6 protein-coding genes are annotated in these 11,716 nt (G+C 59.7%); 2 read left to right on the top strand and 4 right to left on the bottom strand.

The features are described from left to right. Positions 1 to 42 precede the first annotated feature (42 nt). A complete protein-coding gene (gene gcvT, locus ADN01_RS09835; RefSeq protein WP_062418080.1) occupies positions 43 to 3,165 on the top strand; it encodes a glycine cleavage system aminomethyltransferase GcvT in 3,123 nt (1,040 codons plus the stop codon). A gap of 153 nt (positions 3,166 to 3,318) precedes the next feature. After that, positions 3,319 to 4,539, top strand: coding sequence for an aminotransferase-like domain-containing protein (locus ADN01_RS09830; protein ID WP_062418079.1), 1,221 nt, complete (start codon positions 3,319 to 3,321; stop codon positions 4,537 to 4,539). A gap of 76 nt (positions 4,540 to 4,615) precedes the next feature. On the opposite strand, the gene ADN01_RS09825 is transcribed toward ADN01_RS09830, so the two are convergent. From ADN01_RS09825 to ADN01_RS09810, 4 genes are all read right to left on the bottom strand, one after another. Then, positions 4,616 to 6,340 (bottom strand): nucleoside kinase, encoded by a 1,725-nt coding sequence (locus tag ADN01_RS09825; protein ID WP_062418085.1) that lies wholly within the window; start codon positions 6,338 to 6,340, stop codon positions 4,616 to 4,618. A 142-nt stretch (positions 6,341 to 6,482) separates the two neighbouring features. Next, positions 6,483 to 9,575, bottom strand: coding sequence for a glucodextranase DOMON-like domain-containing protein (locus ADN01_RS09820; protein ID WP_062418078.1), 3,093 nt, complete (start codon positions 9,573 to 9,575; stop codon positions 6,483 to 6,485). Between the two features lie 164 nt (positions 9,576 to 9,739). Further along, the gene (locus ADN01_RS09815; protein ID WP_082142746.1) at positions 9,740 to 10,630 is read right to left on the bottom strand and encodes a sugar ABC transporter permease; all 891 of its coding nucleotides are present in this window, start codon (positions 10,628 to 10,630) and stop codon (positions 9,740 to 9,742) included. After that, entirely contained in the window at positions 10,627 to 11,631 is a 1,005-nt protein-coding gene (locus tag ADN01_RS09810; protein ID WP_062418077.1) for a carbohydrate ABC transporter permease, read from the bottom strand. Before ADN01_RS09810 ends, ADN01_RS09815 begins: the two co-directional genes overlap by 4 nt. Positions 11,632 to 11,716 lie beyond the last annotated feature (85 nt).

Below are 11,716 nucleotides of genomic sequence, written 5' to 3'. Positions count from 1 at the left end.
TAAGTGTGAGTATATTTTCCGATTCGACAAAGGAGAATGTCAATGACCGATTTTCTTTTCCGTGGTTCATTGGCCGACGTAGATCCAGAGGTTCACGAACTGATCCAGCTGGAATCCGAGCGCCAATACCGTAAGCTGATCCTGATCCCCAGTGAAAGCACCGCCCCCATGGCCGTGCGCGAATCGCTGGGGTCAGCTTTTCAAAACCTGTATGCCGAAGGCTACCCAGATGAGGAAACCCGCTGGATGACCGAAGGCGAGATTTTGGATTATCCGGCCCGCCTCTCCAATTTCCGCCGCAATGCCGACCCGCGCTATTATAAAGGTGTTGAATACGCCGACGCCATCGAGTCCCTCGCCCGCCGCCGCTGCGCCGAGGCCTTCGCCACAGAAAAGTTCTCTGCCGATCAAATCTACGTCAATGTGCAGGCCCTCTCCGGCGCACCGGCCAACAACGCCGTCTACCACGCCCTGGTCAACGTCGGCGATACCGTCATGGGCATGAATTTGCTCCACGGCGGCCATCTGACCCACGGTTCATCGGTCAACCGCACGGGTAAACTCTACAACATCGTCCACTACAATGTGGATCCCGTCACCGAACAGATTGATTACGACGCCGTCGCTGCCCTGGCCTTGCAGCACAAACCCAAAATGATCATCGCCGGGTACTCCTCGTACCCCTGGGTGCCTGATTGGGCCCGCTTCCGCGCCATCGCTGATTCCGTCGGCGCTTACCTGCTGGCGGATGTCTCCCACATCGCCGGTCTCATCGCCGCCAAAACCATCCCCAGCCCGGTCGGCTTCGCCCACGTGATCACCTTCACCACCCACAAGACCCTCTACGGTCCGCGCGGCGCCTGCATCCTCACCACCGATCTGGCCCTGGCGCGCAAATTTGACCGCGCCGTCTTCCCCGGCGAACAGGGCGGGCCCCACATTCACGCTATCGCTGGCCTGGCCACCACCTTCAAATTTGCCCAGTCGCCCGAATTCAAACAGGCCCAGGATCAGACGGTGAAAAACTGCGCCGCCCTGGTCAACCGCCTGCGCGAACGCGGTCTGCGTGTGCCCTTTAACGGCAGCAACACCCACCTGGCCAACATTGACTGCAAAACCATCGTCGGCCCCGACGGCACCGCCCTCACCGGCGACCAGGCCGCCCGCATTTTGGACGTGGCTGGCATCGTCCTCAACCGCAACACCATCCCCGGCGATAAGACCGCTCTCAACGCCTCCGGCATCCGCTTTGGCACCCCCTGGATGACCCAGCGCGGCCTCAAAGAAGCCGACATGGTCGCGGTCGCCGACGCGATGGCCGATCTGCTGCTCGGCTGCGTGCCCTACACCTACGAGAGCCGCAAAGGCCCCGCCGTGCGCGCCAAGGTGGATTTTGCCCTGCTCGAAGATGTCAAAGCCCGCATCCGCGCCCTGGCCGAGAAAGCCGGCATTGATTTTGAACCGGCCCGCCACGGATACCCCCATTTCTATTATCTGGACGACACCCCCGAATGCAAAGACAGCGCCGTCGCCTATGAGATCTACGGCAGCGGCGTGCGCCACTTTGTTACCTTTGCCTTCACCAGCGACGTCGAAAGCCTCAAGCCCGGCGAAAGCCACAAGTCCCGCCTGGTCACCCCGCTGGGCGCGGTGGACGGCGTGCTCACCTGTGTAGCCCCCGACCGCTTCCGCTTCAGCGCCCCACAGGCCAAAGCCAACCTGGCCGCCACCTGGCTGCGCTCCCTCTCCGACGGTTACGTGCGCTTTGATGCAGACCCCAGCCGCCGCATCCACGGCCCCATCGTGGTGCTGGAAGCCGGCAAGGGCCTCACCGAAGCGGCTGGCGACCCCGTCTGCGCCGATAAGCCCTATTACATCGGGATTGAGGGCGGCTCCGGCCCTGCCAAACCGGCCTTCGTCTGGGAAGAGAAAGAAGCGCCCCTGCGCCGCACCTCTCTCTTTGAAACCCACCGTGCCCTAGGGGCCAAGATCATACCCTTCGCTGGTTGGGAAATGCCGGTGTGGTACACCTCGGTGGTCGAAGAGCACCTTGCCACGCGTCAGGCCGCTGGTTTGTTTGATGTCTCCCACATGGGTGTGTACCAGTGTGAAGGCCCCGATGCAGCCCTCTTCCTCGATTCGGTGTGCGCCAACGACATCAGCCTCCTGGAAGTTGGCGAATCCTGCTACACACACTTTCTGGATCCGGATGCCAACGTCATTGACGATACCCTCGTCTACCGCCGCAGCCAGGATAAATATCTGGTAGTGGTCAATGCCTCGAATGACGACAAGGACTGGGCCTGGTTCAACGCGGTTCTCAACGGAACCGTCAAAGTGGATAACCAACGCCCCTGGGCACGCGCCTATGGCAAGCACGTCATCCTGCGCAATCTGCGCGACCCCAAAGAAGGCGCCGATATGCGCGTGGATATCGCCCTGCAAGGCCCCAAATCCCGCGAGATCCTCCTTTCCCTGGGCTGTGATGCCGATACCCGCAAGCGCGTCATGGCGCTCAAGCGCACCGAGCTGTGCGACGCCGTCATCGGCGGGTTCGATCTGGTCGTCTCCCGCACCGGTTACACCGGCGAAAAGATGGCTTTTGAGCTCTTCGTCCACCCCGATAAGGCCCCCGCGTTCTGGGACGCTCTGATGAAGGCCGGCGAACCTTTGGGCCTCAAGCCCTGCGGCCTGGGCGCGCGCGACTCGCTGCGCACCGAAGCGGGACTGCCCCTCTACGGCCACGAAATGGGCGGCGAAAAGAACCTCAGCGTCAGCGAAGGCGGCTTCGGTTCTTATATCAAGATTCAAAAGCCCTGGTTCATCGGCCGCGAAGCCTTCATCGCCCACGAAAAGCAGCGCACGGGTGTGGTGGTGCGCTTCCGCTTCACCGAAAAGGGCGTGCGCATGGCCCATAACGGCGACCCCGTGGTCGATCGCAAAGGCCGCGTCATCGGCTACGTCACCAGCTGCGCCGTGGACATGGAAGGCTACCTCACCGGTCAGGCCTTCATCGAGCGCAAGTCCGCTGAAGAAAACACCCCCATCGGCATTTTCCAGGGAGCGCCCAAGGCTGCGGGCAAAGCTCCTGCCGACCTTACCACGGGCGACCGTGTCGCCCTACCCACCCCCGCGGTGGTGGTCAGCCGCTTCGCAAAACTGTAGCAGGTCGTCCCCAGCGGGCGGTGTTGAAACCCACACACCGCCCGCTGGATTTCCTTCGCCAAAGGAGTTTGGACGAACAAACGGTGAGAGCATCGGTCTACGCAAGCCTGGGAGATTTCCCAGCAATTTCAAACCATACAAGGAGAGAAACACATGCAAACACCCTGGGAGCATCGTTATGCTCAACGCACACAGCGGATGAAAAGCTCGGCTATTCGTGAACTGTTAAAGCTGGCGGAACAGCCTGGCATCATCTCGTTTGGCGGAGGGATGCCCGCTCCTGATGTCTTTCCCGTAGAACAATTCAAAGAAGCCTGCATCAAGGTCCTAAACAACAATTCCGCAGGCGCCCTGCAGTACGGCTCCACCGAAGGTTACTTACCCCTGCGCGAGATGATTGCCCGCCACACCAGCCGCTACGGCATCACCGTCAACGCGGACAACATCCTCATCACCAGCGGCTCGCAGCAAGCCCTGGATCTGCTCGGCAAGGTCTTTATCAACCGCGGCGACCGCATATTGGTCGAATCTCCCACCTACCTGGGCGCTTTGCAGGCCTGGAACGCCTATGGGGCCGAATACGTCTCGGTGTCTTTCGATGACAACGGCATGGTGCCCGAGTCGTTGGAACACGCCCTGCGCTTTGGGCCGAAATTCATCTACGCCCTGCCCAACTTCCAGAACCCCACCGGCATCACTATGTCGCTGGAACGCCGCACTCGTCTGGTAGAGCTGGCCGACCGCTACGGCGTGCCCATCATCGAAGATGACCCCTACGGGCAGCTCCGCTATGAAGGCGAGACCCTGCCCGCCGTCGAAGTCATCGACAGCCAGTTCCGCGGTGAACAGGGCTGCTATTCCGGCAACGTCATCTACCTCAGCACCTTCTCTAAGATCCTGGCCCCCGGCATCCGCCTGGCCTGGGTCATCGCCCCCTCCGAAGTCATCCGCAAGCTGGTGCAGGCCAAACAAGGCGCCGATCTCAATACCTCTACCTTCAACCAGATGGTGGCCTATGAGGTCGGGCACGGCGGCTTCCTGGATGAACATGCCAAGCTCATCCGCAAGGTGTACCGCGAGCGCCGCGACGTTATGCTCGATTCGCTGTCCGAGCACATGCCCGAAGGCGTGCGCTGGACCACCCCCCAGGGTGGTTTGTTCCTGTGGGTCACCCTTCCAGAACATCTCAACAGCAGCGAGGTCTTGCAGGAAGCGGTCAAAGAAAAAGTTGCCTTTGTCCCCGGTCACTCCTTCTTCCCCAACGGCGGCGGAGAAAACACCATGCGGCTGAATTTCTCCTTCTCTAACCCCGAAATGATCAACGAAGGCATCGGGCGGCTGGGCCGCGTCATTAAAAAGGTCATGCAGGGCTAAAACCAGCCCCCCAAAAAACAGGCGCAGCTCGGCTTTTACAGCTCGCTGCGCCTGTTATATTTTTTGTTTACGCCGTTCAGTCGTTATCCCCGTTCTTCCACAGGGTGAATTCTTTCAAGATCGAGCCGCCGATAAATTCGCGCAAAATCGAATTATCCGGAACCAAATCCGTGTTCAACGGGCTGAACCATTCCAGAAAAGCCAAAAGGCGTTTGGCTTCCACATATTCCGGCGTACCGTGCGGCGTCTGGCGCAGCAAAGGCTCTGCCAGCGGTTTCAGCGCCGCCACCTCATACACCAGCGCCGAGTTAAACATCTCATCCGCCTGATCCTGATAGGGGAAGATGTGGTTCTTCTCGCCCCGCCGCACCGATTCCCAGCGCTGAATGGTCTGAAAGGCGCTGTATCCGCGTTCGCGCGCATCGCGTACCGTGCGGCGCAGCAGGCGGGTATCGGTGGTGGAAATGCGGTTGTGCCGGTCCAGGTTCAATTGGGTCAGCGCCGAAACATACAGCCGGAAGGTCTTTTCCACCGGAATGGTGGGGATCAGGTTGGGATTCAACCCGTGGATGCCTTCCAGAATGATCAGCTGGTCTTTCGTCAGGCTGACCACCTTCCCCGGCTCACTGCGCCCTTCTTTGAAGTTATAGTACGGCAGCTGCACTTCCTGCCCTTCGATCAAAGCCGAAAGCTGTTCTGCCAGCAAACGCGTGTTCACCGCGCCCAACGACTCAAAATCGTACTGCCCATGTGCATCCTTAGGCGTATTTTCACGGTCTACAAAATAGTTGTCCAGTTCAATGGGGAACGGCGAAATGCCCTGTGCCAATAGTTGAACGGTCAGCCGTTTGGAAAACGTGGTCTTGCCCGAAGAAGACGGCCCAGCGATCAGCACAATCCGCACCGCTTCTGGGCGGCTGACGATCTTGCGCGCAATCTCGGCAATCTTCTGTTCGTGCAGCGCCTCCGACACCAAAATCAATTCAGCAATGCGGTTCTCAGTGATGGCGTCGTTCAGCTGCCCCACGCTCTCCACACCCAGGCGTTTCAGCCAATTGCCGTACTGCCGGAAGGTCTCCACCAGCCGCGTCGACTCGGGCAGGGGCTGCAGTTCGTCCGGTGCGTGCCGGCGTGGAAAACGCAGCGCAAACCCATCCCCCAATAGGCTGAGTTTAAACCATTTGAGATAGCCGGTGGAAGGCACCATGTAGCCGTGGTGATAATCTTGATATTCGCCCAGCCGGTACAACACCAGGTTGTCCTTCAGGCGGTATTTCATCAGCTTTACCTTGTCCAGGTGCTTCCTGGCCTGAAAATACGCCACAGCCTCTTGCAGGGGCACTTTACGACGCTCGAAAGGCAAATCCTGTTTCACCAGTTCCCGCATGCGCTGTTCCAGCTTTTTGATCTGCTCTTCGCTGAGCTCCCGGTCATCCTCCAGGTGGCAGTACAGCCCACCGGACGCCAGGGAATGGTCCACCAGCAAATCCAGCTCAGGGTACAGCTCTTCAAAAGCCGCCGCCAGCAAAAAAGTCACCGAGCGCCGGTAAATCCGTGAGCCGTCCGGGTCCGACATGGTCACCGGCGTCACTTTCGCGTCCATATCAATAGGAAAGGTCAGCTCGCGCAGTTCACCGTTCACCACCGCGCCCACAATTTCCGCCCGGAACGTTCCTGTAATCTCTTCCAAAAAATCGCCCACAGGCGTGCTGCGCGGGCCGCTCAGCACCCGCCCATCCGGCAAGTGCACTTCCACGGTTCCGCGAGGGTTGACCAGGGTAATGTTCTTTGATGATTTCATTTTGTGATCTACCGCTTTCTCCAAAAGGGTATCTTTTCCAATACGTACCCCAATTGTAACACGGCTGCATCTCTGGGTTTTTCATCACAAAGAGAGGCCGCCAACCGCGCGGCCTCTCGGATGGGTATCCCTGGGACAGCCCTTACTGCACGGTGATCAGCGGCAGTTGGGCAAAGTCATCCGCCGTCAGTTCACCCACGGCCGCGCTGCTGGGGCTAAAGCCAGACAGCATCTCTTCCTGGGTGGGCGCAGCGCCTTCCGGCCAAATCAGGTCCAGGATGCGCGTTTCGTTGGTGGCTCCGCTGCCGCCTCCAATCTTCCATTGGCCGCCTTCCTTGGTTACATCACGAATACGCCACACGCCGGTGGAGGGGAAACCTTCCTGGCTCATCACCGCCGCCGCGTACCCCCAGGCTGCCGGATCGCCTTCGCCAAACACTTCCTTAGGAACCCGCAAGGTCACAGTCTGGTTGGCCGGGTCAGCGATGATCTTCATCTCCACATTCAGCTTCGTGGGCTCTCCGCCCAAAGCGTCTCCGGCCACCACCGCTGGGTACCAGCCCTCGGCCCACAAGGCAATATCCCAACCGCTGCCAGCCGCCAGGGCCGCGTTGCGCCCCGGCATCAACAGCCGCGCGCCCGTACCTTGGCCGGGATCGGTATCCACATACACATCCAGCGTCTGGATCGCCAGGTTATTGGGCGAACCCCACGGGTTGGGGATGGGGCCGTTGAAGGTGAACTTGAACACCATCGTGCTGCCGTCCACCGCCACGCTGAAGGTCTTCAGATCAAAAGCCCCTGCGCCAAACACCCCGTCGGTGGGGTAGGTGTAGCTGCCTGGGCCGTGGTCATCCCCCGCCGGGTCGCTGACCTCCAGCACCAGGGTGGCGTTCCCCAAATCAGGGATGACCACCTGCGCTGGCCCGCTGTGCGGCATCGTCTCCTGCGCGGGCGAAACCAGCGCCACCACGCGCAAATCATCCCCAGCCTGCAGCTCGCCCAGGGCAGCCAGTTCAATCGCGGCTTCAATGCCGTCCGCGCCGGACTTAAACACCGCCGGGCTGGCTGCGGCCGGTTCCCACCCCGTTTCACTCGCGGTGAAGATCTGCGCCTGCTTTCCATCCCATTCCACCAGATGTGAAGCGCTGATGCCCAACACAAAGGGCGTCTCGGTCGTCTCCGTACCGCGCGCAAAAGGCTGCGTCACCGCCGTCCGCGGCACATTCACATAAATGCCCAGCTTGCCGTCCGCGGGCCACTTTTCCTCCATCCCCAGGCGTAGATACAGATTTTTCGCATCCAGGGTCAGATCCAGCTCTTTTCCTGCCGCGCGGTACTGCGCCGCTTGCGCCCATTCCCCTTCGGCGGCCTGCCCGTCCACCGTCGGCGTGGAGATTCCGTTCAGGGCCGCGGCGGGTTCTTCGGGGCGCGCCGGCAGAATGGGCACATTCACATAAGCGGGCACAGGCTCTTCCAGCGAGCGGTACACCTCGGCCAGCAGCGCCCGATAGCCCATATCAAAGTATTCATCCACGCCCGAATTCTGATCCGAGCCGTACCACCAGAACCAGTCAGAGCCTTCCGCCAGATACATAAAGTCCAGCGCCCGCGCCAATTTTTCAGGCGTGGTGGTGCGCCGCTTTTGCACGTCATATTTCGCCAGGAATTCGCGCGTCTTCACCAGGTAATCCCAGGCAGCTTTCTCTTCGCTCTCTCCAATCCAGGTGTCGTAATTGGGGCTGAACCACGCCCCGGGGAAAAGTTTCTCAATTTCCCGCTGCTCCGGGTACAGCGCCAGGTATTCCGACGGGGTAATCGTGCGGATGGTCTGGCTCTCGTTCAGCCGCTGGTACATGCCGTGCAGGAAAGCCTTGCCGTCATTGGGGTAGTATTCCCAGGCGTTCTCGCCGTCCAAAATCACGCTCACCACGTGCGGCCCCGGCTCGCCCTGTTCCTTCAAGCGCGCGCGGATATTTTCCAGCCGCTCCATAAAGTTGTCCGCTGCGGCTTCGCCGTCCAGCTTGGAATATTCGAACCCCAGCTTATCCGAAAGGTTGCCGTCGCGGAAGAAGACCGCCGCGCGCTCGCCCTTCGGGCCGCTGACGTAGTAGGGCCGGTAAAGGGTATCGGCCTCCACCACCGTCTCCTTCGAATCGCGCGTAAAGCTGCCCAGCCCCAAGGACTGCGCCAGCACCGGTTCACCCGTGCCCATCCACTGATAACCCGCCCGTGCGATCAGCGGAACCACTTCCTGCGCCACCGAGCCTTCGCCCGGCCACAAACCGCGCGGCGCCCGGCCAAAATTGCTTTCATAAATTTCCACACTGCGCTGCAAGTGGGCGATGGCGTCATTCGGCCACGAGAAGCGCGCCGGCATCTCGGCCGCCGGGTTGCCCACCAGCGCGAGATTGGTGTCGTAAATCAGGGGCAAAATCGGGTGGGCGTAGGGTGTGGTGATCACTTCAATCTGCCCGCTGTCCTGCAGCCGCCGGTGCAGGGGGATAATCTCCGCCATCACCTTGCGCACCTGGGCAAAGAGAATCTCTTTATCCGCCTCGCTGAAATCCCGCCCCTTTTCCACCAGGCCTTTCAGCGGCTCTTCGGCCAGGAAATCCGGGTCAAACCACGCCAGGTTAAACCAGATCTGCAAGTCGCGGAAATCCTGCTCGCTGAAGTTTTCCACCGCCGCGGCGTAATCCGCCTCGTCCGTGCCGCCGCGCTTTTGCAGCAGTTCCTGATAACGCGGGAAGCGCGCGATCATCTGATCCCAATTGGCGTCAAAAAAGCGCCGCACGATGAAATCCTTCTCTTCCGCGCTCAGTTCCGCCGCCGGCTTTTCGGCCAGCACCCAGTAGTAATCTTTGGCCCCGTTCTGGATAAAGTCGTCCAACTGGCGCAGGAGCACCGGCGTCAGGTTGACGGTGACATGCACGTTGGGGTAAGCCTCCACCATCGCCGTCATGTCGTAATAGTCTTTGGTGGCGTGCGCCCGCACCCACGGGCGGGTGTAGACCCCATCTGTGTCTTTGTAATACAGCGGCTGGTGCTGGTGCCAAACCAGATTCAAATACAGTACATCCTCGTCGGGCTTAGCCGCCTCCGTGGGGGCCGCCGCCTCGGTTGGCGCTGGGCTGGGGGCCGGGCTGGGCACAGCCGCCCCGCCGCCGCAAGCCGAAAGCAGCATGCTGAACAGCACCGTCACCGCAAATAAGCGAAATAGATTCTTCATCATCCACACTCCTTCTCTTCAGAAGCCTGCTTCACCGCCGTTCTTCGCAGCCCAAAACCGCCGAATAGCCGTCAGCAGGCAAGCAGAGCCGCCTTTTCACAGGCGGCTCCGCACAGGTTAACAGGTACACTTGGTTTTCACAGCGCATCCATCCAACAGCCGCTCGCCTACCCCTTCACGCTGCCCAGGGTCAGACCGGAGATCAGCCATTTGGACGTGTACAGGAACAGCAGCATCACCGGGATGGCCACCATCACTGAAGAGGCCGAGAACTGCCCCCACTGGGTCAGGAATTGCCCCTGCAAACGCTGCAAGCCCAACGGCCAGGTGAGCAAATTCTCCTGCGATCCCAGCATCACCCGCGCCAACAGGTAATCGTTCCAGGCCGTGGTGAAGTTGAAGAGGAACACAATCGCCAGAGCCGGGGTGGAAAGCGGCAGCAGAATTCGCCAGAAAGCTTCCAATTCCGAACAGCCGTCAATTCGCGCCGCTTCTTCCAAATCAATCGGAATGGTGTCGTAGTAGCCTTTCAGAATCCAGATGCTGAAAGGCACCGCCGTCACCGCGTAGGCGATCACCAACCCCCGGTAGGTGCCCACCAGTTCCAGCTGGATGGCCAGGATGTAAATCGGCACGATCATCATCGCCGCCGGAATGATCTGCGTGGTCAGCAGGAACACCAACCCCACCGCGCGGCCGGGGAACTTGTGGCGCGAGAAAGCATAAGCCGAGGTCGCCGCCAGGATCACGCCGATAACCGCCGTCGCCACCGTGATCATCAGACTGTTCCACAGCCAGGAGAGGAAGGGCTTATCAAACAGCATGATCCGGTACGATTCCAGTGTGGCCCCATCTGGGATCAACGCCAGATCGGTGGACAGCAGGGTATTGCCAGGCCGCAGCGACACGCTGATGATGCGCAGGATGGGGTAAATGGCGATTAAGCAGGCAAACCACAGCGCCGCATGGATCATCAGCCGTTTAAAGGGGCTGTCCTCGCGCCCGCTGTAAAAGAACGAGCGTTTGCGTTTCTTCGAAACAGCAGTAGCCTGGGTCATTCTGTCGCTCCTTTCAGCCCACCCGTGGTCTTAAGGTAGAAAATGCTGTATGCCAGCAGGATGCCGAATATTACAAAAGCAAAGGCCGCCGAAAAGCCGTAACGGTTATATTGGAACGCTGCTCGGAACAACCCCGTCACCAGAATATCCGAGCTTTCCAATTCATTCTGGTTGATGAAGAAGGGAATATTGAAGTTGTTAAACGTCCACACCGTGCCCAAAATGATCACCGGCGTGGTCACCGGCCGCATCAGAGGAACCGTCACCATCCAGAATTTCTGCCAGCCGTTGGCGCCGTCAATTTCCGCCGCCTCGTAGTAATCCCCCGCGATGCTTTGCAGTCCGCCCAGCAAAATCACCATCATGAAGGGAATGCCCAGCCAGATATTGGTGATACACATCGCCAGGAAGTTAGCGGTGGGGTCGCTGAGCCACTGCACCGGAGTCATTCCCAGTTGGCGCAGGATAATGTTGATGAAGCCAAATTCATAGTGAAATTCGCCGCGCCAGGCCAAAACCGCGATCACCTGCGGGACGGCCCAGGGGATGATCAGGAACATGCGGTAAATGCCTTTTCCGCGCATGGGCCGGTTCAGCAAGAGAGCCAGCACCATACCACCGATCACGTGGAACATGACGTTAATCAAGGTCCACAAGACCGTGCGTCCCAGTAAGGGGAAGAAGTACGTCTGCTTCAGCACGGGTTCGGTGAACACGCGCACGTAGTTGGTCAGCCCAATGAACTGGGGGTCTTTGAAGGCCCGCAGGCTCATATTGGTGAAGGACAGGCGCAGCTCCCACAGCAAGGGGTAGATGGTCAGCGTCGCCAACCCCACAATTGCCGGGGCCAGCAGCATAAACGGCAGCGCATAGCGGTACTTTAACCAGCGCATCAGCACCAGGTACAGCACCGCCTCCAGAATCGCCGTTCCGATCAGGACGTACAGCACCGTGGTCCCAACTTCGGTCAGGCTCTTGACGAGAACTTCATTCGGTATCATCGAGTGTTCCTCCTTGTTTGTTCGGGAGCGCAGGCTGCCAATACCAGGCTCAATACAATCAACGTTCCGATCAGGGTCTTGCGGG

The organism is Levilinea saccharolytica, assembly GCF_001306035.1.
In the GTDB taxonomy this organism is placed as follows: Bacteria; Chloroflexota; Anaerolineae; order Anaerolineales; family Anaerolineaceae; genus Levilinea; species Levilinea saccharolytica.
Note: the sequence above shows the minus strand (reverse complement) of the source record. Positions and strands in the feature narration are given on the sequence as shown.

Bases quoted from the DNA above. Each gene is read 5' to 3' on its own strand.
- gcvT (WP_062418080.1), top strand. From the start codon at position 43: ATGACCGATTTTCTTTTCCGTGGTTCATTGGCCGACGTAGATCCAGAG.
- ADN01_RS09830 (WP_062418079.1), top strand. From the start codon at position 3,319: ATGCAAACACCCTGGGAGCATCGTTATGCTCAACGCACACAGCGGATG.
- ADN01_RS09825 (WP_062418085.1), bottom strand. From the start codon at position 6,340: ATGAAATCATCAAAGAACATTACCCTGGTCAACCCTCGCGGAACCGTG.
- ADN01_RS09820 (WP_062418078.1), bottom strand. From the start codon at position 9,575: ATGATGAAGAATCTATTTCGCTTATTTGCGGTGACGGTGCTGTTCAGC.
- ADN01_RS09815 (WP_082142746.1), bottom strand. From the start codon at position 10,630: ATGACCCAGGCTACTGCTGTTTCGAAGAAACGCAAACGCTCGTTCTTT.
- ADN01_RS09810 (WP_062418077.1), bottom strand. From the start codon at position 11,631: ATGATACCGAATGAAGTTCTCGTCAAGAGCCTGACCGAAGTTGGGACC.